General features: G+C 63.2%; 23 protein-coding genes, 1 tRNA gene and 1 pseudogene. 11 read left to right on the top strand and 14 right to left on the bottom strand.

What is annotated here, in order from left to right; all coding sequences use genetic code 11:
* Positions 1-24: 24 nt before the first annotated feature.
* The 4 genes from CGZ66_RS08830 to CGZ66_RS08815 form a co-directional block, all read right to left on the bottom strand.
* The gene (locus tag CGZ66_RS08830) at positions 25-951 is read right to left on the bottom strand and encodes a DUF3102 domain-containing protein (protein WP_095083539.1); all 927 of its coding nucleotides are present in this window, start codon (positions 949-951) and stop codon (positions 25-27) included.
* 325 nt (positions 952-1,276) lie between these two features.
* On the bottom strand, positions 1,277-1,963 hold the full coding sequence (locus tag CGZ66_RS08825; RefSeq protein ID WP_095083534.1) for a hypothetical protein: 687 nt from the start codon (positions 1,961-1,963) through the stop codon (positions 1,277-1,279).
* Positions 1,964-2,840: 877 nt separating this feature from the next.
* Positions 2,841-2,917: transfer RNA gene (locus CGZ66_RS08820), tRNA-Arg, on the bottom strand.
* A 278-nt stretch (positions 2,918-3,195) separates the two neighbouring features.
* Positions 3,196-4,686, bottom strand: a complete 1,491-nt coding sequence (locus CGZ66_RS08815; protein ID WP_095083532.1) for a sensor histidine kinase — start codon at positions 4,684-4,686, stop codon at positions 3,196-3,198.
* A 278-nt stretch (positions 4,687-4,964) separates the two neighbouring features.
* Here CGZ66_RS08815 and rpmH point away from each other — a divergent pair, with 278 nt between their 5' ends.
* From rpmH to CGZ66_RS08790, 4 genes are all read left to right on the top strand, one after another.
* Complete coding sequence (gene rpmH, locus CGZ66_RS08805; protein ID WP_008833937.1) at positions 4,965-5,099, top strand: 50S ribosomal protein L34; 135 nt, start codon at positions 4,965-4,967, stop codon at positions 5,097-5,099.
* A gap of 16 nt (positions 5,100-5,115) precedes the next feature.
* Positions 5,116-5,469 (top strand): ribonuclease P protein component, encoded by a 354-nt coding sequence (gene rnpA, locus CGZ66_RS08800; RefSeq protein WP_095083528.1) that lies wholly within the window; start codon positions 5,116-5,118, stop codon positions 5,467-5,469.
* A 14-nt stretch (positions 5,470-5,483) separates the two neighbouring features.
* Positions 5,484-7,298: a membrane protein insertase YidC gene (gene yidC, locus CGZ66_RS08795; protein WP_095083524.1), complete on the top strand. Its 1,815-nt coding sequence runs from the start codon at positions 5,484-5,486 to the stop codon at positions 7,296-7,298.
* 170 nt (positions 7,299-7,468) lie between these two features.
* Positions 7,469-8,029 carry a fasciclin domain-containing protein gene (locus CGZ66_RS08790; RefSeq protein WP_095083520.1) on the top strand — a complete coding sequence of 187 codons (561 nt, stop codon included), beginning with the start codon at positions 7,469-7,471 and terminating at the stop codon, positions 8,027-8,029.
* 184 nt (positions 8,030-8,213) lie between these two features.
* Here CGZ66_RS08790 and CGZ66_RS08785 read toward each other — a convergent pair whose 3' ends face one another.
* Genes CGZ66_RS08785 through CGZ66_RS08775 form a run of 3 tightly spaced genes read right to left on the bottom strand, consistent with a single transcriptional unit; the run spans position 8,214 to position 11,504 of the window.
* The gene (locus tag CGZ66_RS08785; RefSeq protein WP_095083516.1) at positions 8,214-9,761 is read right to left on the bottom strand and encodes a DHA2 family efflux MFS transporter permease subunit; all 1,548 of its coding nucleotides are present in this window, start codon (positions 9,759-9,761) and stop codon (positions 8,214-8,216) included.
* Positions 9,758-11,047 carry an HlyD family secretion protein gene (locus CGZ66_RS08780; RefSeq protein ID WP_095083514.1) on the bottom strand — a complete coding sequence of 430 codons (1,290 nt, stop codon included), beginning with the start codon at positions 11,045-11,047 and terminating at the stop codon, positions 9,758-9,760. Before CGZ66_RS08780 ends, CGZ66_RS08785 begins: the two co-directional genes overlap by 4 nt.
* A complete protein-coding gene (locus tag CGZ66_RS08775; RefSeq protein ID WP_095083512.1) occupies positions 11,040-11,504 on the bottom strand; it encodes a MarR family winged helix-turn-helix transcriptional regulator in 465 nt (154 codons plus the stop codon). Before CGZ66_RS08775 ends, CGZ66_RS08780 begins: the two co-directional genes overlap by 8 nt.
* 153 nt (positions 11,505-11,657) lie before the next feature.
* Between CGZ66_RS08775 and CGZ66_RS08770 the strand changes: the two genes are divergently transcribed.
* From CGZ66_RS08770 to yihA, 3 genes and pseudogenes are all read left to right on the top strand, one after another.
* Positions 11,658-11,993, top strand: a complete 336-nt coding sequence (locus tag CGZ66_RS08770; RefSeq protein WP_245331044.1) for a hypothetical protein — start codon at positions 11,658-11,660, stop codon at positions 11,991-11,993.
* Between the two features lie 125 nt (positions 11,994-12,118).
* Positions 12,119-12,757, top strand: a pseudogene (locus tag CGZ66_RS08765) (CatB-related O-acetyltransferase).
* Positions 12,754-13,413 carry a ribosome biogenesis GTP-binding protein YihA/YsxC gene (gene yihA / locus CGZ66_RS08760; protein WP_095083510.1) on the top strand — a complete coding sequence of 220 codons (660 nt, stop codon included), beginning with the start codon at positions 12,754-12,756 and terminating at the stop codon, positions 13,411-13,413. The pseudogene CGZ66_RS08765 and the gene yihA overlap by 4 nt, the downstream one beginning before the upstream one ends.
* Here yihA and CGZ66_RS08755 read toward each other — a convergent pair.
* On the bottom strand, positions 13,410-14,144 hold the full coding sequence (locus CGZ66_RS08755) for a TetR/AcrR family transcriptional regulator (protein WP_095083508.1): 735 nt from the start codon (positions 14,142-14,144) through the stop codon (positions 13,410-13,412). The two genes, yihA and CGZ66_RS08755, sit on opposite strands and share 4 nt — an antisense overlap.
* 132 nt (positions 14,145-14,276) lie before the next feature.
* Between CGZ66_RS08755 and CGZ66_RS08750 the strand changes: the two genes are divergently transcribed.
* Both CGZ66_RS08750 and CGZ66_RS08745 read left to right on the top strand, forming a co-directional pair.
* Positions 14,277-15,458, top strand: coding sequence for an HlyD family secretion protein (locus tag CGZ66_RS08750; protein ID WP_095083506.1), 1,182 nt, complete (start codon positions 14,277-14,279; stop codon positions 15,456-15,458).
* A gap of 61 nt (positions 15,459-15,519) precedes the next feature.
* Positions 15,520-17,076 (top strand): DHA2 family efflux MFS transporter permease subunit, encoded by a 1,557-nt coding sequence (locus CGZ66_RS08745; RefSeq protein ID WP_245331081.1) that lies wholly within the window; start codon positions 15,520-15,522, stop codon positions 17,074-17,076.
* A gap of 143 nt (positions 17,077-17,219) precedes the next feature.
* On the opposite strand, the gene msrB is transcribed toward CGZ66_RS08745, so the two are convergent.
* From msrB to CGZ66_RS08725, 4 genes are all read right to left on the bottom strand, one after another.
* Positions 17,220-17,723 (bottom strand): peptide-methionine (R)-S-oxide reductase MsrB, encoded by a 504-nt coding sequence (gene msrB, locus CGZ66_RS08740; protein ID WP_095083502.1) that lies wholly within the window; start codon positions 17,721-17,723, stop codon positions 17,220-17,222.
* A 231-nt stretch (positions 17,724-17,954) separates the two neighbouring features.
* A complete protein-coding gene (locus CGZ66_RS08735) occupies positions 17,955-18,512 on the bottom strand; it encodes a fasciclin domain-containing protein (protein WP_095084341.1) in 558 nt (185 codons plus the stop codon).
* 213 nt (positions 18,513-18,725) lie between these two features.
* A complete protein-coding gene (locus tag CGZ66_RS08730) occupies positions 18,726-19,454 on the bottom strand; it encodes an anti-sigma factor (protein WP_095083500.1) in 729 nt (242 codons plus the stop codon).
* A complete protein-coding gene (locus tag CGZ66_RS08725; RefSeq protein WP_095083498.1) occupies positions 19,451-19,990 on the bottom strand; it encodes a sigma-70 family RNA polymerase sigma factor in 540 nt (179 codons plus the stop codon). Before CGZ66_RS08725 ends, CGZ66_RS08730 begins: the two co-directional genes overlap by 4 nt.
* Positions 19,991-20,141: 151 nt before the next feature.
* On the opposite strand from CGZ66_RS08725, the gene CGZ66_RS08720 reads away from it, so the two are divergent.
* Together CGZ66_RS08720 and argB are read left to right on the top strand one after the other, a co-directional pair.
* Positions 20,142-21,638, top strand: coding sequence for an amidase (locus tag CGZ66_RS08720; RefSeq protein ID WP_095083496.1), 1,497 nt, complete (start codon positions 20,142-20,144; stop codon positions 21,636-21,638).
* A gap of 182 nt (positions 21,639-21,820) precedes the next feature.
* Positions 21,821-22,714 (top strand): acetylglutamate kinase, encoded by an 894-nt coding sequence (gene argB, locus CGZ66_RS08715; protein WP_095083494.1) that lies wholly within the window; start codon positions 21,821-21,823, stop codon positions 22,712-22,714.
* An 8-nt stretch (positions 22,715-22,722) separates the two neighbouring features.
* On the opposite strand, the gene CGZ66_RS08710 is transcribed toward argB, so the two are convergent.
* Together CGZ66_RS08710 and bchE are read right to left on the bottom strand one after the other, a co-directional pair.
* Positions 22,723-23,121: a RidA family protein gene (locus CGZ66_RS08710; RefSeq protein ID WP_095083490.1), complete on the bottom strand. Its 399-nt coding sequence runs from the start codon at positions 23,119-23,121 to the stop codon at positions 22,723-22,725.
* Positions 23,122-23,339: 218 nt separating this feature from the next.
* The gene (gene bchE, locus CGZ66_RS08705; RefSeq protein ID WP_095083485.1) at positions 23,340-24,887 is read right to left on the bottom strand and encodes a magnesium-protoporphyrin IX monomethyl ester anaerobic oxidative cyclase; all 1,548 of its coding nucleotides are present in this window, start codon (positions 24,885-24,887) and stop codon (positions 23,340-23,342) included.
* Positions 24,888-24,993 lie beyond the last annotated feature (106 nt).

The following is a 24,993-nucleotide window of genomic DNA, read 5'->3' as shown; positions in this document are numbered from 1 at the left end:
ACAAGGTCGGGTCGCGCCTTTGGCTCAACGGAAAAGCGCCAGCCGGAGCGCCTTTGCGCCACGCTCCACGAAGGCCGGCACGCCAGCCTTCAAGGCCGCGACAATCGCGTCGGACGACGAGATGTCCCGGAGGAACGCCGCAGCGTCGGACCACGGGCCAGCATCAAGCGGAGGGCGGTCAAGGAAAGTCTGATGGACCACCTTGGCCTGTCCGCCGGCGCGTCGCTGAGAGAGCTGCTCCAGCGCATCGGTGAGCCATTGCGCGTTCGACCGGAGATTCTGCAACTCCTTGGCCGTGACGCGCTTTCCGGAAGACATCGCTTCTTCCGCGTCCTCAAGGACGCAAAGGACCGCCTGGGCGCGCGCGATGACCTGCGGGATTAACTCGTCCCTGGCACGGTCGAAAAGTAGCTGGAGCGCATCCGCGCCGACTGGTGCGGCATCTTCGGCGAAGGCACGGGCGCGCGGACCCTTGCCCTTCATCCCACGCTCCCGATCGCGGTGCTCCTTGATCGTCTCTTCGACATCGACCACGCGTAGTTTCTCGCCCTCCTGTACACGACTCATGATGTCCTCATAAGCCGCCTCCGGCGCGCTTGCGAGCCGGACAATTGCGGTTGGCGAAAGCGCGATGTCGAGGTCTTCGATGAGGGTGGGTTGGTCATGGAAGCGAAGGTACAGATTCATGCAATCGCGGGACCACTGCTCGGACATTCCGGTTTCCGAAATAAGCCATGGCAGCCAGGTGCCATGAGGCAGCGCCCCGCGCGACCTATGCAGCCGCTCGCCGATGTCCATCATCGCCTCGGCCGTCTCGATCAGGCGCATTCGAATCTGGCGGGCGTCCTCTCGCACCGCTTCCCGATGCTCGACGGGCACAGCATCGTAGCTGAAGCCCACGACCGCCGCCCCGCGATCCATCGTCGTGACCTTCGCTACTGAACTCGCCATTGCGTTTCCTCCCCACGGCCCGGAAGCGATTTATCAGCAAACGATTAGCGGAAACCCACAATGATTGTGGATTTGGAATCCTCGCTCTCCCGTTCCCCCCTCCGGACCTTTGGTCCGGCTCCGCCCTCCCCAATGGGAGGGCTCACGCCCGTCGCGGCGGCGACTGGGATACCATCATGGCATGCCAGCACGCCATGATGGCCAGATGTAAAACGATGGATTCCCGCCAATTCGAGTCCTCAGGCAAAAATCTGTCGTGTCTGCAAGGCCACTTAGTACCCTCGACGGGGTAGCCGTGGGTACTGGGCCACGGGGAATCAGGGTGTCAACGCCCGGATCGCCTTCGCTTCGCGGCAGGTTTGCCCTGACGCGTCCAGTGGCCCGGCACCTCCGCACCCTTCCCATCCAGCACAGCGCCCACGAAATCGACAGTCTGCTTCCAGTCCCCTATGGAGAAGCGTAGCTGCCACGCGGGGCCGGTGATCTCACCGGGCGTGTCCGGCGTGATCCCCTCGTGAAGCCACTCAACCTGCATGTTCGCAACACCAAGCCGCTCCCGGCTGTGCGCAAGGATGGCCTGCAAGGTCTCCAGGTCCACTGATGAGGGCGGCGCGGGCACCGCCGCCCCCTGTTCTTCAAGAGCAGCCTCAAGCTTCCTTAAGATCTGCTCGACCCCCAAGACCCGCCTTGCGACCTGACGGGAGAGGCCGCGCACATGGTCCTGGCCGGCGAGAATGGCATCTCGCAGACCGGTCATCCACATGAGGGCATCGGTGGCGGCGTAGCGAGCATCCAAGACATAGCCGTGGATCGGGTCCAGCGTGTCCACTGCCTTTGCAGCGATCTGCTCCTGCGTCCTTCGCAACGCCTCCGTGTCTGCCTCGCCGGCGCCGCGCTGGACGCCCTGCCGGACACGCTCCCGGTAACGGCGCTGCCGCTCGGCGTTCGACATGGCCGCTGCGCCGTCCTTTGGCTTGCGCCCCCGCTTTCCTGGTTTCGACGCCATCGTCATCGGCCCCTCGCTTATTCGTAACGCGTAACGAATTTCTGCGTTGATCTGTCCGCCCTTCGTATTTCGTAACGCGTTATGAAATCGTCGCTCGGGATCTCGGCATCGTCAAGATGTCCCATGCCCGCCCAAACAAGAGAGCAGCGCATAAAGCGGAGTCTGCCAGACGTCCTGAACGGGAACAGGAGCCGGATGGCAGGTGGAGGCCAATTCGCGGTCGCGAGCTCGGTTAACAGGTGTGCCGTAGGAGCGTCAGTATGCGACGGCGACCAGCCGGGACGCGGGACCGACCCACCCCGAAGAGCGATCTTTAGAATGGCGGGAATGCCGGAAATCGGCGGATTGGTGAAACCGATAACGCCCAGACAGAAGGCACGCCGCTTACTTGCTAGGCGCAAGCAAAGATCGCTTTAAGGCGCTATTCTTCGCGTGCGTGATCTGATTCGCATCCCAACGGGCCTCGGCTATAGGCAGGGCTACAGCCCGGAAAGGAGGTGGTGTCAGATGGCCAGCAAAGGCACACGCAAGATCGGTCGCAGCGCGAAGTCGGGTCGCTTTACCACGGTGAAAACCGCGAAAAGCAAACCCGGCACTCACGTAGTCGAAACGATCAAAAAGTAAGGTAGCCTAGCTACTGAGCTTCCGGGCGGTTGTTCTTCGCGGGATTGCCGCCCGGTTTCTTTTCTGAGTCGATTCGGTTTCCGACTCCTTAACGTGCGGCTTAGGCGGTGTTTTTAGCATCCGCTTTAGCGGGGGCGAAAAAGGCGAGGAAAATCAGACAAACTTGGTCTGCACTTGGTCTGGACGGAAAATTGCGATGAACGCCTTCCGGGCCCGGCCCAGGGAGGCGCGATTTTCCCAGCGTTTTCAAAGGATTGAATGGCGCGCCCGAAGAGATTCGAACTCCTGACCCCCAGATTCGTAGTCTGGTGCTCTATCCAGCTGAGCTACGGGCGCGCAACAGGCCATGCTTTCCATGGCCCCGCTAGCCGATCGTGAACGACCGGCCGCGACGAGACGTGTTCCCTAGCGACTGAATTTCCGAAAAGCAAGCCGATCCGGCAAAAGTTTTGTCGCAAGTATGTCATCCGGCGACGGCGGTCAGGATTCCGCCATGTTAAAAAGGGCCCGAAGCCGAGCTAAAAAGCGATTCCTGGAGGGAATAGCGCCGACCCAGAGGAAATAGGCACCGGGCCTGCAGGGGAAGAGCATCGGGCGAAACAGCGCCCGAACAATCACGCCGGGCGGCGCAGGCCGTTGCGGGCCTGGTCGAGCCGGACCGGCTGGTCGGGGATGGTGACCGCGAATGTGGTGCGCCCGCCAATGCTTTCGACCAACTCCACCGTGCCGCCATGCGCCCGGATCAGTTCGTGCGCGATCGCCAGGCCAAGGCCGGTGCCGCCGCTGCGGGCCGAGCCGCGAAAGGCCGCGAACAGGTTTTCCCGTGCCTTGGGTGGTAATCCGGGGCCGGTGTCGGTGACGACGATGCGGCTGACGCTGCCCAGGCGCACGGCCGACACCGCCAGGCGTCGGACCAGCGCGCTTTCATTGTCTGCGGCCATGGCCTGCACGGAATTGCGGCACAGATTGGTGAGCACGCGGAACAACTGTTCGGAATCGGCATCCACCTCGAAGGCCGGCTCGATCGCATTGACGAACTCGATGCCCTGCTCGATGTCGAGCAGGCCGTGCACGTCCTCGACCAGCTGGCGCAGCCTGAGCCTGCGGCGCGAAGGCGGCGGCTCCTGGGTGCGGCCGTAGTGAAGCACGCCTTCGGAGTAGGAGACGGCGCGGTCGAGCGCGCGCAGCAGTTTCGGCGCGAAGGCCTGCACGGTCGGGTCCTTGACCTGGCGCAGGCGGTCCGACATCAGCTGCGCCGAGGCCAGGATGTTGCGCATGTCATGGTTGATCTTCGACACGGCCAGGCCGAGGTCGGCAAGGTGCTTCTGCTCGGAGAGCATCTTTTGCAGCCGCTCCTGCATCTGCGACAGTTCGCGCTCGGCGACGCCGATCTCGTCGGCGCGGGCGGCGGGATGGATGATGCGTCCGGGGTCGTCGGGCGCTTCGGAGAAGGACAGCATCGAGCGCGTCATCGTCCGGATCGGCCCGATCATGATCAGGTCGATCGCGGCATAGACTAGCATTGCGGTGAACAGCGAGATCAGCAGCGAGACGAAGGCGACGTTGCGCGAATATCGCAGCATGGCGTTGCGCAGACTGTTGTCCGGCATGATCAGCTCGAACTCCTTGTCGCTGTCGCCGACCGGGCCGAAGACGCGCAGCATCCTGTGGCCGCCGAAAAACAGCGTGTCGAGCGCGCCGGTCATGCCCTTGATCATGCCGATCGAGGCGATATCGATGTGTTCGTCGACCTGCGGCGGCATCTCGGCCACCACCAGCAGCCGCGACACGCCGCCGTCGCGCACCGCGATCGCCTTGGCGCCGATCGCCATCAGCACGTCGTTCTGGGCCGCACGCGACAGCGAGGTGGATTCACCTTGCACCAGCACGATCGACACCGCCGCAGCCGTGCTCAACCGCTCCTTCAGCCAGTTCAGCCGGTAGCTGGCGATCCACGGCAGGAAGATCAGCACTTCGGCCAGTAGCACGAAAACGATGGTGAGCAGCAGCAGCTTGGTCGACAGGCCGCGCGACAGCGGCACGGTGCGCCCAGCGGTTGGCGCCGCCGTGTCGATCCGTTCCTCCGCCTGTATGGTTTCGCTCATGCGGCTATGTCTTCACGATCACTTGATCAACGCAGATTAGGCGATTACGGCTTTTTTACCAATTTCATCCTTGGCCGGAAACAAAAACCGGCCTGGACGACGACCGGCTTCGGCCTGGCGACTCCGGATTGACTTCCAAAACCCTTCTTTCTATAAGCCCGCTCACGCTCGGGCCATTCGTCCCGGCGCGGTTTCGATCGCGCCAAAACCGGCCCGGCAAAGCTCCTGTTACACAGTGACAGAATCAAGAAGGGCCGCACCCCGCGGTATTAAAACAAATGAAGCGTACCTACCAACCGTCTAAACTCGTCCGCAAACGTCGGCACGGCTTTCGTGCCCGCATGGCCACCAAGGGTGGTCGCGGCGTCGTCGCAGCTCGCCGCAACCGCGGTCGCAAGCGGCTCAGCGCCTGAACGGAAGACGAGATCGTTGCCCGCATCCGGCAAGCCAATGGGACCAAATCCCAAGCGGCTTCTGAAGCGCGCCGAATTCCTGGCCGTCCGTCGTGGTGAAAAGCGACGCGGGCGGCTTTTTCTCGTTGAAGTTCTCGACCGCGGCGACGGCCTGTCGCCGCGCGTCGGCTATACCGTCACCAAGAAGGTCGGCAATGCGGTTGTCCGCAATCGCGTCCGGCGACGGCTGCGAGAAGCGGTCCGTACGCATGCGGCAAGTGACATGGCGCCTGGCAATGACTATGTCATCGTCGGGCGCGAAGACGTGCTGACCATTCCGTTCGGCCAGTTGAAGGCCGAACTCTCCCGCCGATTGCGCGGAACACGATAGGCCAAGGGCTTTCGATGGAAAACAACCGGAACTTCTTCATCACCATCGCGCTGTCGGTGCTGATCCTGGCGGTATGGCAGTATTTTTATGTCTTGCCGCGCAGCGAGCAGCAGCGCGAGGCGGCCCGCATCGAACAGCAGCGCGTCGAAGAGCAGAAGAAGGCCGCCGACGCCGCCAATCCTGGCGCCGGTACCGCAACGCCCGCCGCACCTGGCGCCATTCCGAACGCACCCGGCGGCAACGCGATTGCGGCGGTCGACCGCAACCAGGCGCTGGCGGCAAGCAAGCGCGTCAAGATCGATACGCCGAGCCTCGAGGGCTCGATCAACCTGACCGGCGCGCGGCTCGACGACCTCAAGCTCAAGCATTACACCGAAACCGTCGACAAGAATTCACCCGAGATCGAGCTGCTCAACCCGCAAACGCTGGCGACGGGATATTTTGCCGAGATCGGTTTCGTCGGTAACGACAAGACCGGTGCGGTGCCGGATTCGGACACGGTGTGGAGTGTGGACGGCAATCCGACGCTGAGCCCGTCGACGCCGGTCACGCTCACCTACACCAATGACAAGGGCCTGACCTTCAAGCGCACGTTCTCCGTCGATAACGACTATATGTTCACGGTTTCGGACACGGTGCAGAATTCCGGCAGCAGCGCCGTTTCGCTGTTCAACTATGGCCGCGTCACGCGCTATGACAAGCCGGCCGTCGCCAGTACCTACGTGCTGCATGAAGGTTTGATCGGCGTTACCGGCACCGAGGGCTTGGCCGAATACAAATACGCCAAGATCGAATCCGAAAAGCAGGTCACTCCGGGCAAGTCGACCGATGGCTGGCTCGGCATCACCGACAAATACTGGGCCGTCACGCTGGTGCCGACCGAGAAGCAACCGTTCCAGCCGCGCTATGCCTTTTTCGACGATGGTCGTCACCGCTACCAGTCCGACTTCCTCACCGATGCAATCAATGTCGATGCCGGCCAGTCCGCGACAGTCGAGACAGAGATCTTCGCCGGCGCCAAGGAAGTCGCCAAGATCAACGCCTATGAGACCGACCGTCACATTCGCCAGTTCAATTTGGTGATCGACTGGGGGTATTTCTATTTCATCACCAAGCCGATGTTCTGGCTGATCGACACGCTCTACAAATTCTTCGGCAATTTCGGCCTGGCGATCCTCGCCACCACCGTCATCGTCAAGGCCATCTTCTTCCCGCTCGCCAACAAGTCCTACGCGTCGATGGCGAACATGAAGAAGGTACAGCCCAAGATGCTCGAGATCCGCGAGAAATACGCGGACGACAAGATGAAGCAGCAGCAGGCGATGATGGAGCTGTACAAGACCGAGAAGATCAACCCGCTGGCCGGCTGCTGGCCGGTGGCGCTGCAGATCCCGGTCTTCTTCTCGCTCTACAAGGTGCTCTACATCACCATCGAGATGCGCCACGCGCCGTTCTTCGGCTGGATCCAGGATCTGGCGGCACCCGATCCGACATCGATCTTCAATCTGTTCGGCCTCGTGCCGGTCACTTTGCCGCACATGCTGATGATCGGCGTCTGGCCGCTGATCATGGGCGTCACCATGTTCCTGCAGATGCGCATGAACCCGACGCCGCCGGACCCGACGCAAGCCGCGATCTTCACCTGGATGCCGGTCATCTTCACCTTCATGATGGCCGGTTTCCCGGCCGGTCTCGTCATCTACTGGGCCTGGAACAACACGCTGTCGATCCTGCAGCAGGGCGTGATCATGAAGCGCCAGGGCGCCAAGATCGAACTGTGGGACAATCTCGTGGCACTGTTTCGAAAGAAACCGTCGCCGGCGGAATAGCAGGCGTCTCCTTCCATCAAAAGCCCCGGCTGGTCCGGGGCTTTTTTATTGGCCACAGGTCGGGTCACGTTCCCGTGATCGGCGAAACTGAAAGCGGTCGCGGGGCGTGACTGCGTGTGCATTTCCAAAGGCTATCAATCCCGATCAGCCCTCACCCGGAGGAAGACCACATGCGCTTGCCGTCATTCAGGACCTTTGCCCTTTCCGCACTCGTCGCCGGTGCGACGATCGTCGCTCCAGCCTATGCCAAGAACCCCAATGTTGGTGGCGCGCCGATGTACACCACCAAGACCATCGTCGAGAACGCCGTGAACTCGAAGGACCACACGACGCTGGTCGCCGCCGTCAAGGCGGCCGGCCTGGTCGACACGCTGCAGGGCGCCGGGCCGTTCACCGTCTTTGCGCCGACCAACGAAGCGTTTGCCGCGCTGCCCAAAGGCACCGTCGACACGCTGCTCAAGCCCGAGAACAAGGACCAGCTCACCAGGGTGCTGACCGCGCATGTCGTGGCCGGCAAGATCTCCGGCAAGGACATGATGGCCAAGGCCAAGGCAATGGGCGGCAAGTATGAGATGAAGACAGTCTCCGGCGATACGCTGACCGCCGAGGTCAAGAAGGGCAAGCTCTACATCATGGATGAGTCCGGCGGTGAGGCCAAGGTGACGATCGCCGACGTCAACCAGTCGAACGGCGTCATCCATGTCGTCAACAAGGTGCTGCTGCCGAAGTAACGGCTTCCGGCGCAGGGGATCAAGGCAGGTCCGTTGGGCTTTCTCGGGCCTGCCGTCCCCACCTCATGACGAGGTGCCATGTTTCTTGGGAAGCCGTCTCGGCATCGGCCGGGGTCCTGTAGTCCCCCACAGGGCCCCGGTTTCTTTTTGCATCGGCATATCCAAAGGGTAGCCCCTCGCGTCGTCACTCCACGACGGCGCTGTGGTCGACCTTGGCCGGCGTCGCCGGCTTGCGCAGCAAAAGAACCAGCGGAACGGCGGCAAGCGAAAGGATCATCATCAGCTTGAAGTCGTTCATGTAGCTGATGATCGTCGCCTGCAGCGTTACCACGCCGTCGAGCGCGGCACGGCCGGCGGCGCTGTAAGGGTTCATCGCCTGGAAGATCGCCGGGTTGCTGAACGCCTGGTTGTAGGGCGTCACATAGGTGGCGATGTTGGCGTGGTTGACCTGGACATTCTGGGTCAAAAGCGCGGTGACCACCGATATGCCGACACTGGAGCCGATGTTTCGCGACAGATTGTACAGTCCGGTGCCTTCCGCGCGCCGCTCCGGCGCCAGCGTGGCAAAGGTGATGGTGGTCAGCGGAACGAACAGGAAGCCGAGCCCCGCACCCTGGATGAAGCCGGTGCTGATGATCGTCCATTGCGAGACATCAGGCGTCCAGCCGGTCATGTCGTACATCGCCCAGGCGGTGATCAGCAGGCCGGTCAGGAGCAGCCAGCGTGTATCCACCTTGCCGACCAGCCTGCCGACCAGGAACATGCACGCCATGGTGCCGAGGCCGCGCGGTCCCATGACGATGCCGGCGGTCACCACCGGATAACCCATCAGTGTCTGCAGGTAGGGCGTCATCAAGGCCAGCGAGGCGAGATAGGTGATGCCGACGATGAAGATGAATACCATGCCGACGGCGAAATTCCGGTCGAGGAAGAGCCGTGGGTTCACGAACGAGTTGCGGGCGGTGAAGGTGTGGACGAGGAAGATGTAGAAGGCCGACGCGCAGATCAGCGCCTCGACGATGATCTCGGATGACGAGAACCAGTTGAGCTGCTCGCCGCGATCGAGAAACATCTGCAGCGAAGCGATGGTGAGGCTGAGCATGCCGAAGCCCAGCCAGTCCAGCCTTGCCTTGAGGTCGGTCTTGGTTTCCAGGACGAACATCGACACGCCCGCGAAGGCCAGGGCGCCGATCGGCACGTTGATGTAGAACACCCAGCGCCAGCTGACATTTTCGGTCAGCCAGCCGCCGATGACCGGCCCGAGCACCGGCCCGACCATCACCGAAACGCCGAACAGCGCCATGGCCGAGCCGCGCTCTTCAACGCTGTAGATGTCGAGCAGGATGCTCTGCGACAACGGCACCAGGGCGGCGCCGAACAGGCCCTGCAGCAGGCGGAAGCCGACGATCTGCGGCAGCGACTGCGCGAAGCCGCAAAGCACCGATGCGACGACGAAGCCGGTGATCGAGGTCAGCAGGATGCGCTTGCGGCCGAAGCGATTGGCAAGGTAGCCCGAAGGCGGCGTCATGACGGCCGCGGCGACGATGTAGGACGTCAGCACCCAGTTGATCTGGTCGGCGCTCGCCGAAACGCTGCCCTGGATGTAGGGAAGCGCCACATTGGCGATGGTCGTGTCCAGCGCCTGCATGATTACGGCCAGGATCACGCAGGCGGTGATGGCGCCGCGATTGGCGACCACCGATGTGCCCCCTGTCGCGGACGCGCTGGTCATGACTTCTGATCGAACCGGTTGATGAGATCCGTGACGAAGTCCGGCAGGCCGCGCGCATGGCCGGTATCGATGCCGACGACGGCGCTCATCCCGCCGCGCAGCGGCGGTTTGCCCTGAAGATCGTCAATCGTCACGCGCATCGGGATGCGCTGCACGACCTTGACCCAGTTGCCGGTGGTGTTCTGCGCCGGAAGCAGCGAGAAGCTCGACGACGAGGCGGGGCTGATGGACGCGACCATGCCGTGCCAGACACTGCCCGGATAGCTGTCGACGCTGATCGTCGCCGTCTGCCCCGGCCGCACATAGGTCAGTTCGGTTTCCTTCGGCTCCGCCGCGATCCACAGGTCCGTCGCCGAAACCAGGCTGAACGCCGGTTGCGACGCCGGCAGGTACTTGCCGACCTGGAGCGCGTCCACATTGGTGACGATGCCGTCGAACGGCGCCTTGACGATCGCATCGCCGAGGTTGCGCTGGGCGTCGTCCACCGCCGACTGGGCCTGCAGGTAGAAGGGGTTCTTCTCGACCGGCTGGCTGGCGTCTCCACCCAGCTGGGCAAGCATCGCCTGTGCCTGCGCCTTGGCGACGGACACTTTCTGGCGGGCGGCATCGAGATCGTGCTGGGCGCTGTCGAAAGTGGCCTGCGAAGAGGTAGACGTCTTGAGAAGATCCTGCTGACGCTTGAAAGCGGCCTCATAATAGGGAATGTCGGCCTGCGCCTGCTCGATCTGCGCCAGCGACTGCTGGTAACTTGCCTGCAAGGTCAGCACCTGGTTGCGCACCGTTCCCAGCTGGGCCTGGGCCGCGGAAAGAGCGGTTTCGAAGGAGGCCGGCCTCAGGCGGAAAAGCACGTCGCCCTTCTTCACCGCCTCGTTCTCGTGCACGTCGATCTCGGAGACGGTGCCGGAGACGTCGGTGGAGACGCCGAGCGACTGCGCCTGGATGTAGGCATTGTCCGATGTCATGACCTGGCCGCCGACAACGTAGTAATAGCCGCCGACAGCCAGCGCTACGGGAAGCAGGGCGAAAAGGATCGGCCGTGTCAGGCTGCGCCTGGGCTTGACCGGCGCCGCAGGCGCAACCGCCACCATGGCTTGCGGCTGCGGCTCTTTGGAGGGGGCTTCAAGTGCCACCGGCTCCAGCGCAACCGGCGTTTCCAGCTCGCCATCGGCGATGACTGCGCTGGCACGCCTCTGCTCGCGTTCGCTATCCAGCCGGATGATCTGGTCGCTCTTGCGATCCGATGGTTCGTCCTTGCCGGGCTTTTTGGGTGAGGTCGATTCAGTCATGGTCGTTCTCCCGGTCGACGGCTGGCTGGGCGCAAGCCTCGAGCAGATTGGATTTGATCAGGCATAAGGTCTGCAGCAGATGCAGCTGGGCATCCGCCGAAAGACCGACGAAGGCCTCGTCGCGCGTCTTCTGGCCGTTGCTGCGCACGATTTCGAGCAGCGGATGGGCTTGCGGCGTCAGGTAAAGCAGCCACGCCCGGCGATCGGCCGGATTGGGCCGGCGTTCGATGAAGCCGCGCGCCTCCATCTTGTCGAGCAGCCGGGCGAGCGTGATCGGCATGATCTCGATCAGGTCGGCCAGTTTGTTCTGGTGGATGCCTTCATGCCGGGACAGATAGGCCAGCACCTGCCACTGGGCGCGGGTCAGCCGCGACGCCCGCGACCGCTGCTCGAACCGCTTTCGAAGCAGACGCGCGACATCGTGCAGCACGAAGCTGATGTTGGGTGACGATGGCATGGGAGGGGCTGGTTTTCTGAACGCGACTTTTAGTGAGCATGCTTATTATCATCATGCACATAATCCTGCTGGACGCGGCGCACAAGACGCACTAAGTCCGGAAAAAATGTCGCACGCGCTTGCGGCGCCCCAGAAGGGTCGAGCAACAGACCGTTGCCGGACGAGGATTTGATGATGAATTGGCTCAAGATCGCGACCGTGGCGGCTCTCTTGGGATGGCCCGGCATTGCACTCGCAAGGGAGGCGGTAAGCTGCGGCGGCGCCGCCATGCTGGGTGGGGCGCAATTGAACTGCAGCCACGTCGAACCCCAGGCGCCGCCTCAGTTTTGCACGTTTAGCTGGGCTCTGCACACGTCAGCCGGCGATCAGAAAATCGTCGAAGGCACCTTCATGTTGCCGCCCGGAGCTTCGAACGTCACCGTCTACCAGGGCAGCGGTTTCGACAGTGCGCTGTCCGATCCGATCGTGATCTGCCGCGGCAACAAATGAGCAACGCCACCACGCAAGACTCGCTCCTCAGCCGATTGGTGCTATAGGGCGGATCACGCTATTTTGAACCGGCGCATGCGAACTTCGCCTGTTGCCTGGTGGCCAATCATCCGACGGACATCGACATGGACGGACCCAACCCCGACATCAAGCACCCGATCCCGATGCACACCCGCGTCGGCTTCCTCAAGGGATTGGTGAGCGCGCCGAACATCGAGATCGGCGACTACACCTATTACGACGATCCGGACGGGCCGGACAAATTCGCCGAGAAATGCGTGCTGCATCATTATCCGTTCATTGGCGACAAGCTCATCATCGGCAGGTTCTGCGCCATCGCCGAGGGCGCGCGCTTCATCATGAACGCGCCAATCACGCCATGTCAGGCTTTTCCACCTATCCGTTCAATATTTTCGGCCATGGCTGGGAAAAGGGTTTTGACCCCGGCGACATGGTCGAAGGAAGTGCGCGGCGACACCGTACTCGGCAACGATGTCTGGATCGGCATGGAGGCGGTGATCCTGCCCGGCGTGACGATCGGCCATGGCGCCATCATTGCCGCGAAATCGGTGGTGACGCATGACGTGCCGCCCTATGCGATTGTCGCCGGCAACCCGGCCAAATTGGTGAAGACGCGTTTCGACGACCGGACGATCAGGCGGCTGCTGGCGGTGGCGTGGTGGGACTGGCCGGTGGACAAGATCAGCCGCAACCTCGATGCTATCCGGGGTGCCGATATTTCTCTTCTGGAGGCAGCAGCTTGAACGCTCTGAACAACACCGTCATCGGCACCGAACTGTTTACACGCGGGTGGATCTTCATCCGCGGCGTGCCGGCGATGAAGTTCCTGCCGCCGGAAGGGCCGCCGGAAATCGCCTTTGCCGGCCGGTCGAATGTCGGCAAGTCGTCGCTGATCAACGCGCTGGTCAACCAGAAGGGGCTGGCGCGCACCTCCAACACGCCGGGGCGCACGCAGGAGCTCAACTATTTCGTGCCGGATGGATTTTCCGGCGAGGGCGCCGACCTGCCGCCCTTGGCGCTGGTCGACATGCCGGGCTACGGCTACGCCACCGCGCCGAAGGAGAAGGTCGACGAGTGGACCAAGCTGGTCTTCGACTATCTCAAGGGCCGCGTCACGCTGAAGCGGGTCTATGTGCTGATCGACGCCCGCCACGGCATCAAGGCCAAGGACGACGAAGTTCTGTCGCTGCTCGACAAGGCGGCGGTGTCCTACCAGATCGTGCTGACCAAGACCGACAAGATCAAGGCTGCCGGCGTGCCGCGGCTGATCGAGGAGACGCTGGCAAAGATCAAGAAGCGGCCGGCGGCGTTTCCGTTCGTCCTGGCGACGTCGTCGGAAAAGGCCGAGGGCCTCGACGAGTTGCAGGCTGCGATCGTGTTGGCCGCGAATGGTGGCTAGGGTCTGGCCTCGATTGCAATCGTCTGGTGGCTTTCTTCCGCGGCGAGGTTTTCCGTGCCGTAGGTCTTCAGGAACATCCCGACGCCGGACCTGACGATGTGGTCGATCTCATCCTGGCCCGGGGCTTTGGTGCGGTAGGCGAAGATGCACTGGCGGAATAGACCGGCCAGGCACAGTTCGGTGAACTGGTAGGCGGCAAGATCGACATCGTCGATCCGCAGCAGGCCGCGCTCGATGGCGGCATCGAGAAAGGCCGCGACCTTGTCATGGCCGCGTTTGGGTCCGCGCTCGTAAAAACGCGCGCCAAGCTCGGGTATCCGGTCGGATGCGCCGATCACCGTGCGCTGCGCCTGGATGACCTTGGCCGACGTGATCTTGAGGGCAAGCACCTTGCCGAACTTCACCAGCGTCTCGCGCAGGTCGTCGGCGTTATCAAGCACGTCATACATGTTCTTGAAGATCGTGCCGCGCTCTTCCTCGATCAGCGCTTCGAACAGCTCTTCCTTGTTGGCGAAGTAGACATAGATGGTGCCTTTGGAGACGCTGGCCTCGCGCGTGATGTCGTTCATCGACGCAGCCTCAAAACCCTTGTCGATGAACACACGACGGGCGCCCTCGATGATCTGGCTGCGCTTGACCGGGTCCTGGCCTGCCGCCGGGCGGCCACGGCGCACATGGTCCAGCAGGTCGCCGCACGGGTCGGTTTCGACGTTAGGCTGGGTCTCAACCATGAAAGTCACACCTCGAAAATAATTCGAACCAATCGGTTCGATTGCACTTGATATGGTCCTGTTTCCGCGCTATGTCAACGGCCGGATCGAACCGAACGGTTCAGTATCATAGCCTTATTTTAGAGAGATGTCATGTCCTCGAACGCGCCAGCCACCGCCGAAGTCCGTCCTTTCCCCAATGCCAAGGTCGCTCCGGCGACGGAAGCACCCGAAGTGCCTTTCCAGCCCGCCATCAGCGCGCCGGTGGAGGCACCAGCCAAGAAGAAGCGTTCGGTGCGTTCGTTTCTGCTGCCGATCATCGGCGTTGCCTTGTTGAGCGCGGCCTCCTGGTACGGTTACAACTACTGGACCACGGGTCGCTTCATGATCTCGACGGACGACGCCTATGTCCAGGCCGACATGGCGTTCATCTCGCCCAAGATTTCCGGCTATGTCGATCAGGTCAAGGTGAGCGAGAACCAGTCGGTCAAGGCTGGCGACCCGCTGCTCGTCGTCGATGACGGCGACTACAAGATAGCCGTTGCCCAGGCCGAGGCGCAGATCGCCACCTTGAGCAAGACGCTCGACCGTATCGACGCCCAGACCGAAGCGGCGCGCGCCTCGCTGCAGCAGGCGCAGGCACAGAAGGTCGCTGACCAGGCCGCCGCCGACAATGCGGCGAAGGTAGAGGTACGCGCCTCGCAACTGCTCAAGACGCATGTCGGCACGCAGGCACAGCTGGACGATGCCCAGACGGCGGTCCAGCAGGCCAACGCCGCTCTTGTCGGCGCCGACGCGCAGATCGCGGCGGCACAGGCCAATATCGGCGTGCTGCAGGCGCAGCGCGCCGAATCGGCAAGCACGCTTGCTTCCTTGCAGCTCAGCCGCGACAAGGCCGCGCGCGATCTTTCCTTCACCGTGCTCAAGGCGCCTTATGACGGTGTCGTCGGCAACCGCTCGGTCGAGCAGGGCGATCTCGTCAGCCCCGGCCAGAAGCTGGCCGTCATCGTGCCGATGGACAAGCTCTACATCGTCGCCAACTTCAAGGAGACGCAGCTTGCCCGGCTGGTTCCCGGCGAGAAGGTCAAGATCTCGGTCGATGCGACCGACGGCCAGGATTTCGAGGGAACCGTCTCCTCGCTGGCGCCGGCTTCGGGTGCGGTGTTCTCGCTGCTGCCGCCCGAAAACGCCACCGGCAATTTCACCAAGGTCGTGCAGCGCGTCCCGGTCCGCATCGATGTGCCGGCCGACGTGCTGAAGAGCGGCAGGCTGCGCGCCGGCCTGAGTGTCGTCGTCGCCGTCGACAGCCGCACCGCGCCTACGGCCTCGAACTGAGCGGCCGCCGGGGAGCAATGCCATGGCCACCGCAACCCTGACAGCAGGAGCGCCGCCGGCGATGCCGGCCGTGCCTGACACCATCTCGACGCGGCGCGTCATCGCCTTCCTGGCGATGGTGTTCGGCATGTTCATGGCCATCCTGGACATCCAGATCGTCTCGGCCTCGCTGGCCGAGATTCAGGCTGGCCTGAGCGCCAGTTCCGACGAGATCCCGTGGGTGCAGACGGCCTATCTGATCGCCGAGGTGGTGATGATCCCGCTGTCGGGTTTCCTCAGCCGGATGCTGTCGACGCGCGTGCTGTTCACGATCTCGGCGGCCGGCTTCACCGCGGCCAGCGCGCTGGCCGCGACCGCCACCAACATCGACCAGATGATCGTCTACCGTGCCGTCCAGGGCTTCATCGGCGGTGGCATGATCCCGAGCGTCTTTGCCGCTGCCTTCACCATTTTCCCGCCGTCGCGCCGCGCCGTGGTCTCGCCGATGATCGGCCTTGTGGCGACGCTGGCGCCGACCATCGGCCCGACCGTTGGCGGCTATATCAGCCATGCCATGTCCTGGCATTGGCTGTTCCTCATCAATGTCGTGCCCGGCATCCTGGTGACGACGGCGGCCTGGACGCTGATCGACTTCGACAAGCCCAATCTCAAGCTGTTCAGCAAGTTCGACTGGTGGGGCCTCGCCGGCATGGCCGCCTTCCTGGGCTGCATGGAGTATGTGCTCGAGGAAGGCCCGAACAACGACTGGCTGCAGGACCAGGGCGTATTCATCTGCGCCATCGTCATGACCGTGGGCGCCGTGCTGTTCTTCTGGCGTGTGTTCACCGCCGAGGAGCCGATCGTCGACCTGAAGGCGTTCACCAACGTCAACTTTGCCTTCGGCTCACTGTTCTCCTTCGTCATCGGCATCGGCCTCTATGGCCTGACCTATCTTTATCCGGTGTTCCTCGGACGCATCCGCGGCTACGATTCGATGATGATCGGCGAGGCGCTGTTCGTCAGTGGCCTGGCGATGTTCCTCACCGCACCGGTCTCGGGCATCCTGTCGAGCAAGATGGACCCGCGCCTGATGATGATGGTCGGCTTCTTCGGCTTCGCCACCGGAACCTGGTGGATGACGCATCTGACCGCCGACTGGGATTTTTATGAGCTGCTCATTCCACAGATCCTGCGCGGCTGTTCGATGATGCTGTGCATGGTGCCGATCAACAACCTGGCACTCGGCACCTTGCCGCCAGACCGGTTGAAGAATGCTTCCGGCCTGTTCAACCTCACCCGCAACCTTGGCGGCGCCGTCGGCCTGGCCGTCATCAACACCGTGCTGATCGACCGCAACGCGTTCCACTACGCAAGGCTCTCCGAGCACGTGCAGTGGGGCAGTGCCGCCGCGAAGCAGAAGCTGCAAAACATGACGCTCAATTTCGAGCAGACCGCCGGCCTCGACGCGACCAGCGCGGCGATCTCCAAGCTGTCGGGCATGGTGCAGCAGCAGGCCGCGCTGCTGTCCTTCATGGACGTGTTCTTCCTGCTGACGGTGCTGTTTGCGACGCTCGGGCTGTTCACCATGCTGATCCGCAAGCCGGCCGCGGCCGGCGGCGGCGGTGGTGGCGGCCACTGATACCAAACGTGGACAGCAGTTTCGGGAAGCTCCTCCAGTCCACGCCCGAAAAGCTCTGACCGCGCAAAAAAAACCCGGGCCGCAAGCCCGGAGTTTTTTTGTATTCGGATTGGAGCACCGGAATTGCGTCAAAAAGAGATATGTCAGGCTGTGGCGGGCTTGAAGGTCAGCGCCACGCCGTTGATGCAGTGCCGCAGGCCGGTCGGCGCCGGGCCGTCATCGAAGACGTGGCCGAGATGGCCGCCGCAACGGCGGCAATGTGCCTCGGTGCGGGTCATGCCGAGCGACCTGTCCACGGTCGTGCCGATGGCCTTGGGAATCTCCTGCCAGAAGCTTGGCCAGCCGGTGCCGGAATCGAATTTCGTCTCGGACGGATAGACCGGCAGGTCGCAGCCGGCACAGGCAAAGATGCCCTTGCGGTGTTCGTTGAGCAGCGGGCTGGTGCCGGGATATTCCGTGCCTTCCTTGCGCAGCACGTCGAAGGCGGCCGGCGACAGGATGGCTTTCCACTCGGCATCGGTCTTGGTGACCTCGAAGGTTTCCGCAGCCTGTGCGGGCTGTGGTTTGCCCATGCGCAGCATCGTTGCGGCAGCCCCGGCGACGCCGATGGCGGCGGCACCGCTCAAAAGAAAGTCGCGACGGTTCATGACCAGTTCCTCCTGTCGTCTCTTTTGCCAAACTATACCGCCACGCGGAAATCAAAAGCCGGTGACGGTGGCCCTCGAACGAACACTCCGCGCCGTTCCACATCTGAATGTGGGCGGCGCGGAGTGCGCGGGCCGGTTGCGGGTCACGGGAGCGAAACCATGCAATCGACGGAGAGCCCTTGCTGCAATTTCGTCGGCAGCAAGCCCCTTGTTACATCTTCGCCCCTCTTTTTACATTTTGGGGAGCAGAACCTTGTCGATGACGTGGATGACGCCATTGGACTGTTCGACATCGGCGATCGTCACATTGGCGACGTTGCCGTTCTCGTCGGTCACGGTGACCTTGCCGCCGTCAGCCTTGAGCAACAGCTCGCAGCCGCCAACCGTCTTGACCTTGTGGGTGCCGCCATCGGCCTTGGCCATCGCGGCGACGTCCGCCCCCATCGCCTTGGCGCCGATGACATGGCAGGTCAGGATCTTGGTGAGCTTGTCCTTGTTCTCGGGCTTGAGCAGCATTTCGACCGTGCCGGCCGGCAGCGCGGCAAAGGCCTCGTTGGTCGGCGCGAACACCGTGAACGGACCGGCGCCTTGCAGCGTGTCGACAAGGCCGGCCGCCTTGACCGCAGCGACCAGCGTCGTGTGGTCTTTCGAATTGACGGCGTTCTCGACGATGTTCTTGCTGGCAAACATGGCAGCGCCGCCAACCATCGGGTTTTCGGCATAGGCCGCAGTGGCAAGAGCGGAAACAGCGATCACGCTGGCAAGCAAAAGGGTGGCGTATTTACGCATGATGTCAAACTCCTCGGGTTTTTCTCTTCCCATCCTTGGGGACGCGAGGAGATACGGGTAAAAAATGCGGGAGTTTCAGAAACATCAGGATTTTTTAATTTTATTTGCCCCGCAGAGTGATTTTCCCACAATGCGTTTTGGCCACTCACCGACGCAGTTAGACATCATATGCGAAAAATAGACTGAAAGTCTTCTATGTAAGCGGTAAAGCCGTCAGATGCTCTTCAGATCGCCCGCCGCGACCACTGGTCCGGTCGGCTGGCCGGTCGGCGAACCGCCTGCCGGCTCGAGGCTGACGGCGAGCACCGCGCCCTGGGCGAGCTTCTGCCGGGCTGCCGGCGAGACGACAATATGCGCTGTCGCGCCGGCCGGGATGATGCCCATCGAGACCGGCGGGTTCTTGCCTTCGATCATCCACAGCTCGAAGTCCTTGCCGGCGGCACGCTCGCCGGAGACATGCGACAGGCCGACCTCGTGATGCGCGGCGTCATAGACGGCGAGATATTTGACATCGCTGCCATCGGCGGCCAGCGAGGCGACGAGGCGCGCCTGCGGCTGCTCGACCGGCGGGTTGATAGCGGGCACGGCGATGTAGATCGCCAGCGCAGCGACCGCCGCCGCAGTGAGGCCGCGCCAGAAGGCCAGGCTGGACCACAGCCCGCCGCGCGATTCGGTGGGCGTGGTCACGGCCGCAGTGGACGTGAACAGGCGGCTATCGATCGCAGCCTTGACCGAAGCCGGCGGCACGATTTCCGGGTAGGCGGCGGCCAGCGGCGAGAACGAGACCTCCCAGCTGTCGACAAGACGGGCGAACCCGGTCTCCGCATCGATGCGCCTGGACGCGATCTGCCGCTCCTCCGCCGGCAGCACGCCGAGAACGTATTCGGCGGCGAGCAGGTCGTCGCCTCCACGTTCCGGTCCGTTGTCTTCTGCCAGCGTCATCTTTCCAGACATTCTCTGAGTTTCAACAGGCTGCGGCGCAGCCAGGTACGCATCGTGTTCAACGGTACGCCATGGCGCTCCGCCAGTTCGGCATAGCTCTCGCCCTTGAGGTAGGCGCCCCGGACGGCCGCCGCCCGGTCCTTCTCCAGCTCGTCGAGACAATGATGGATGCGTTCGGATTCACCGCCCGCCACCACCATCGCTTCAGGCCCTGGCGTCGGATCGGCCACGTCGAGCGCGGCATCGATATCGAGGGCGGGCTTGCGTCGCGCTCTGACGCGATCGATCGCGTGGTTGCGCGCGATCGCCACCAGCCAGGAGATCGGGCTCAAGTCTGAGACGGCAAAACGGTCCGCCTTCGTCCAGATCTTGACGAAGACTTCCTGCAGGGCTTCTTCGGCATCTCCCCGGTCGTTCAATACACGAAGGCAGACGCCGAAAAGTTTCGCACTGGTCTGCCGGTAGAGCAGATCGAACGCTGCCCGATCCTTCATCGAAGTCCGGACGATCAGCTTGGTGATGTCCTGCGGCGTCATGCAGGCAAGTTAGGGGATTGAAACGTATTTGCAACGACGGAAATCGCCTTGTGCACGCCAGACTTGCCGCATTGCCGGCCCGGATCTGTCCGTCGATTGCCAATGAAATCGCCACTGGCTAGCTTGTCTTCCCACGGTGAGGAAAACGCGCATGTCGGTTGAACATACATTGTGGGCGCAAGATGCAACCGGCCTTGCCGACCTGGTCCGCAAGGGCGAGTTGTCACCAATCGAGCTGACCGAAGCCGCGATCGCCCGCGCCGAGGCCACCCGTTCCGACATCAACGCCACGGCGGAGCCGCTTTACGATGCCGCGCGGGCCCTGGCGAAGACCGTCGACCGCTCGCTGCCGCTGGCCGGCATTCCCTTTGCCATCAAGGATCTCGGCATCGCCATCAAGGGCGTCTCGACGCATGGCGGCAGCCGTATTCCGGCATGGCGGGCTGATGTCAATTCGGTGCTGACCGATCGCTACCTCGCCGCCGGCCTCATTCCGATCGTCACCTCGACGTCGCCGGAATACGGGCTTCGGCTGATGACCGAATCCAAGGCCTTCGGCATCACCCGCAATCCCTGGAACACCGGCCATACCAGCGGCGGCTCATCCGGGGGTGCGGCGGCGCTGGTCGCTGCCGGCGTCGTGCCGGTGGCGCATGCCTCGGATGGCGGCGGCTCGATCCGGGTGCCTGCCGCCTGCACCGGGCTTGTCGGCCTGAAGACGTCGCGCGGCCGCATACCGCTGACGCCGCTGGTGAGCGAGAGCTGGTACGGCATGGTCGTCGACCATGCGCTCACCCGCTCGGTGCGCGACTGCGCGCTGCTGCTCGACCTCACCCACGGTCCCGATCTTTTGACGCCCTATGCGGCGCCGTCGCCCAAGGGCAGCTTCGTGGCGGCTGCCGCGCGCGATCCCGGCAAGCTCAGGCTGGCCGTGTACCGCAAGTCGCCGCTTGGCCTGCCGGTCTCGGTCGAGACGCTTGTCGCGCTCGACGCCGCGGTCACGCTCGCCCGCGAGGGCGGCCATACGGTCGAGGACATCGACCTGCCCTTTATCCGGCGCGATTTCTTCGCCGATTTTGCCACGGGCGTGGCCTCGGCCGTCGCCGGTACGATGCGGGCCGAGGCGCTGCGTGTCGGCCGTTCCGTTCTGGGCGACATCGAGCGCGCGACGCGCATCCTCGCTCGCTTCGGCGAGCTCGTATCGGCCGGCGAGATCTACGCCGGCCTGCAGCGGCTGCATGCGACTTCGCGACAGCTGATCGCGGAGACCGCGCAATATGATGCCGTGCTGATGCCGATCATCGCCCACCCGCCGCTCGCCTGCGGCGCCATGGACCCGAAAGGCGCTGACGAACTCATCGAGAACCTGCTCGACAAGCTTCATCTCACCGTCTTGCTGAAGCTGAAGCCATTGCTCGGCCAACTGATGGACAAGAGCCTCGGGTTCACCCATTGGCCGGCGATCCAGAATGTCAGCGGCCAGCCGTCGATCGCGCTGCCGGTCCATGTCACCGATGCCGGCCTGCCGCTCGGCATCCAGGCGGTGGGCCGGCCGGGCGACGAGGAGACACTGCTGTCGCTTGCCGCGCAGATGGAGAAGATCTCGGGTTGGTTGGGCCGCAGGGCGCCGCTGAGGGTGCCGTCATGATGACGACGTCGTGAGGCGCCCGAATATGACAGCAAAGCCATTTGCGGCTGGCCCCAATTCCCGCTAAGACGCCGCCGTCCTTACCTGATGCATCATGCATAAACCAAGTGCATGTCGCCCAAGAGTGCCCAGCAGTTTTGGGACGACGACATGCACAAAACCAAAAGCCAGGAACCACGCCGATGACGGAAATCACCGCCACCGCCGAAATGCAGGCCGCCCTGCTTTCGCGGGCGCTGCCTTACATGCAGCGCTACGAGCACAAGACGGTCGTGGTGAAATATGGCGGCCACGCCATGGGCGATATCGAGCTCGGCAAGGCTTTCGCGCGCGACATCGCGCTGTTGAAGCAATCGGGCGTCAACCCGATCGTCGTCCATGGCGGCGGCCCGCAGATCGGCGCCATGCTGGCCAAGATGGGCATCGAATCCAAGTTCGAGGGCGGCCTGCGCGTCACCGACCAGAAGACGGTCGAGATCGTCGAGATGGTGCTGGCCGGCTCGATCAACAAGGAGATCGTGGCGTTGATCAACGCCGAGGGCGAATGGGCAATCGGCCTGTGCGGCAAGGACGGCAACATGGTCTTCGCCGAAAAGGCGCGCAAGACGATGATCGATCCGGACTCCAACATCGAACGCGTCCTCGATCTCGGTTTCGTCGGCGAGCCGGTCGAGGTCGACCGCACCTTGCTCGACCTCCTGGCGCGCTCCGAAATGATCCCGGTGCTGGCGCCAGTGGCGCCCGGCCGCGACGGCCACACCTACAACATCAACGCCGACACCTTCGCCGGCGCCATTGCCGGCGCCTGCCAGGCAACGCGCCTGCTGTTCCTCACCGACGTGCCCGGCGTGCTCGACAAGAACAAGAAGCTGATCGACGAACTCACCGTGGCCGAGGCCAAGGCGCTGATCAAGGACGGCACGGTTTCGGGCGGCATGATCCCCAAGGTCGAGACCTGCATCGAGGCGATAGAGCGCGGCGTCGAGGGCGTCGTCATCCTCAACGGCAAGACGCCGCATTCGGTGCTGCTTGAGCTGTTCACCGAACACGGCGCCGGCACGCTGATCGTGCGCTGAGCCGAAGCTCAGGCGGGCTGCGGAAGGCGCGCGATGACCTTGATTTCGAAATCGAAGCCCGCCAGCCAGTTCACGCCCACCGCGGTCCAGTTCGGGTAGGGCGGTTCGCCGAACGCCTTCAGGCGAACGGCGTCGATCGCTCCCCATTGCGTGGCCGGATCTGTGTGGAAGGTGGTCACGTCGACAATGTCGTCGAACGTGCAGCCGGCGGCCTTCAGCACCGCGGCGAGATTGTCGAAAGCCAGATGGACCTGCCTTTCGAAGATCGGCTCGGCCGACCCATCCTCGCGACTGCCGACCTGGCCAGAGACGAACAGGAAGTCGCCAGAGCGGATCGCCGCCGAGTAACGGTTGATCTCGTAGAGAGCCTGCCGGCCGGCAGGGAAGATCGCGTCGCGTTTGGTCATAGTTCACTCCATTTCAAACAAGGCAGCCCAGGCCTCCAGCGTCGCGAATTGGCTTCGCCGGCAAGGCGAGTGCCGTTCGTAAGGCTTAAGGGTTTTGGATCACTGCACTCCACTGCGCGGGGCGGCTATTGACATACGTCCCGTATGTTCGATGTGGGTGCATACGCTTCGTATGTCAATACGCATACGCGACGTATATTAATTCAAGAGACGAGCGGTCAGGCGTTCGGTGAGACCGCGATCCCGGGCAAAGCCAGCTTGCGCGGCGGGCGGCGAACGCTCATCGATTCCTCCTCGGCGTCCTGCGGCGCCCCCCAGAACTCGGCAAGCGTCGGGCCGTCCGTCACCCGTCCGTCGCGGGCTAGAAATCCCCAGACCTCGCGGAACCAGACGCGGCGCCCCATCTGCGTGTACCAGCGCATCGAATGCCGCTGCTCGGGGTCCTTGTGGAACAGCATGCGCGCCAGCGCCTTCGGCCGCGATTGCACCGCCAGTTCGATCAGCTTGACGCTGAAAAACAGCATCCACGGTTTCAGCCGCGTCATTTGCAGCACCTGGTGCTTGTAGTCCCACAGGCGGGCATCCTTCTGGATCACCTTGCGATCCCGCGCGATCCTGAAGAACGGTGTCCAGCGATGCGGCGTGACATAAAGCGCCTGGATCTGGTCGGGATCGTAGGCGATGAGCTGGCGAAAGCCGCGCCACAGGTCGCGAAAGCCTTCGTCCTCGAAACCGGCCACCCAGGTCGCCATCGACAGGATGCCGTTGAGGCGCAGCAGCCTTATCGCCTCGCGGTCGGACGAGGTGCTGCCGCCCTTGCGGATCAATGCAAGCATCTGTTCGTCGGTGTTTTCCATGCCGAGCAGCCAGCGGATGACGCCCGCCTTGCGGTAGAGATGCAGGATGTCGGCATCGCGCACGATGTCGTCGGCGCGGGTCGAGCCGACGATCAGCACCGGTACGTTCTCGGTGATCATGGCGTCGAGAAAAGCGCGCCAGGCCTTCTTCGATACGGTCGGGTTCTCGTCGGCAAGGTTGATCAGCTCGACGCCGTGCTCGCGGTGCAGCCAGGCGATCTCCTTGGCGAATTTCACCGGATCGCGATGCCGCCAGCGGGTCCAGAAGCCGCGCTGGCCGCAATAATTGCACAGATGCGGGCAGCCGCGCGAAAACTGCATGACCACTGCACGCTTGCCGCCCCAGTAGCTGTAGCTGATATGGTCGATCAACTCCCAGCCGACACGGTAGGCGTCGAGATCGGCGATGGTCATTGCCGGCTGCGTGGCGAAGGGACGGCGCAGATCGTCGCGAAAGGCGATGCCCGCCACGCTTGCAGGCGGCTGGTGCATTTCCAGCGCCTCGACCAGCGCCACGACAGTCGCCTCGCCCTCGCCGCGCACGATGAAGTCGAAGACGTCCGTTTCAGCCAGGATGTCGCCCCAGTGGTAGGTCGGAAACACGCCGCCATAGATGATGATGGTCGCCGGCTCGCGCTGCTTGATCATGCCGGCTATCAGCAAGGCGGTCGGGTGCGCCGAGGTCGAGCCGGAATGGCCGATCAGGACGAAATCGGGATCATCGTCCAGGGCATTGCGCACCACCATGTCGAGCGGCATCGGCCCGAACTCGGCGTCGACGAGGCGCACCTCATGGCCGGCATCGATCAGCGGTCCGCCGAGCGCCAGCAGGCCGAGCGGCGGCAGGTGATCGTCCGGCACGCGGCTGCCGATGGCGGTGTGCGGCGGATTGATCAGGACGATTTTCATGGTGGACCTCCGGGCAAGTTGGTCCGCGGATGTTGGCCGGCGATATGGACGCCCGATTGGCCCGTTTCAGCAGTTTGCGTGCAGCTTTTCCCCAGGGATGGGCAGG

The sequence above is a fragment of the Mesorhizobium sophorae genome (assembly GCF_002270415.1).
GTDB classification, from domain to species: Bacteria; Pseudomonadota; Alphaproteobacteria; order Rhizobiales; family Rhizobiaceae; genus Mesorhizobium; species Mesorhizobium sophorae.
This window is presented reverse-complemented; position numbering and strand designations above follow the sequence as displayed.

What these genes read in the sequence shown, in the direction of transcription:
- CGZ66_RS08825 (WP_095083534.1), bottom strand. Translation starts at nt 1,963, where the DNA reads ATGACGATGGCGTCGAAACCAGGAAAGCGGGGGCGCAAGCCAAAGGAC.
- CGZ66_RS08745 (WP_245331081.1), top strand. Translation starts at nt 15,520, where the DNA reads ATGCCGGCCGTGCCTGACACCATCTCGACGCGGCGCGTCATCGCCTTC.
- CGZ66_RS08780 (WP_095083514.1), bottom strand. Translation starts at nt 11,047, where the DNA reads ATGACTGAATCGACCTCACCCAAAAAGCCCGGCAAGGACGAACCATCG.
- CGZ66_RS08725 (WP_095083498.1), bottom strand. Translation starts at nt 19,990, where the DNA reads ATGACGCCGCAGGACATCACCAAGCTGATCGTCCGGACTTCGATGAAG.
- msrB (WP_095083502.1), bottom strand. Translation starts at nt 17,723, where the DNA reads ATGAACCGTCGCGACTTTCTTTTGAGCGGTGCCGCCGCCATCGGCGTC.
- rpmH (WP_008833937.1), top strand. Translation starts at nt 4,965, where the DNA reads ATGAAGCGTACCTACCAACCGTCTAAACTCGTCCGCAAACGTCGGCAC.
- bchE (WP_095083485.1), bottom strand. Translation starts at nt 24,887, where the DNA reads ATGAAAATCGTCCTGATCAATCCGCCGCACACCGCCATCGGCAGCCGC.
- CGZ66_RS08710 (WP_095083490.1), bottom strand. Translation starts at nt 23,121, where the DNA reads ATGACCAAACGCGACGCGATCTTCCCTGCCGGCCGGCAGGCTCTCTAC.
- CGZ66_RS08775 (WP_095083512.1), bottom strand. Translation starts at nt 11,504, where the DNA reads ATGCCATCGTCACCCAACATCAGCTTCGTGCTGCACGATGTCGCGCGT.
- CGZ66_RS08755 (WP_095083508.1), bottom strand. Translation starts at nt 14,144, where the DNA reads ATGGTTGAGACCCAGCCTAACGTCGAAACCGACCCGTGCGGCGACCTG.
- CGZ66_RS08750 (WP_095083506.1), top strand. Translation starts at nt 14,277, where the DNA reads ATGTCCTCGAACGCGCCAGCCACCGCCGAAGTCCGTCCTTTCCCCAAT.
- argB (WP_095083494.1), top strand. Translation starts at nt 21,821, where the DNA reads ATGACGGAAATCACCGCCACCGCCGAAATGCAGGCCGCCCTGCTTTCG.
- CGZ66_RS08830 (WP_095083539.1), bottom strand. Translation starts at nt 951, where the DNA reads ATGGCGAGTTCAGTAGCGAAGGTCACGACGATGGATCGCGGGGCGGCG.
- yidC (WP_095083524.1), top strand. Translation starts at nt 5,484, where the DNA reads ATGGAAAACAACCGGAACTTCTTCATCACCATCGCGCTGTCGGTGCTG.
- CGZ66_RS08790 (WP_095083520.1), top strand. Translation starts at nt 7,469, where the DNA reads ATGCGCTTGCCGTCATTCAGGACCTTTGCCCTTTCCGCACTCGTCGCC.
- CGZ66_RS08720 (WP_095083496.1), top strand. Translation starts at nt 20,142, where the DNA reads ATGTCGGTTGAACATACATTGTGGGCGCAAGATGCAACCGGCCTTGCC.
- CGZ66_RS08785 (WP_095083516.1), bottom strand. Translation starts at nt 9,761, where the DNA reads ATGACCAGCGCGTCCGCGACAGGGGGCACATCGGTGGTCGCCAATCGC.
- CGZ66_RS08735 (WP_095084341.1), bottom strand. Translation starts at nt 18,512, where the DNA reads ATGCGTAAATACGCCACCCTTTTGCTTGCCAGCGTGATCGCTGTTTCC.
- CGZ66_RS08815 (WP_095083532.1), bottom strand. Translation starts at nt 4,686, where the DNA reads ATGAGCGAAACCATACAGGCGGAGGAACGGATCGACACGGCGGCGCCA.
- CGZ66_RS08730 (WP_095083500.1), bottom strand. Translation starts at nt 19,454, where the DNA reads ATGACGCTGGCAGAAGACAACGGACCGGAACGTGGAGGCGACGACCTG.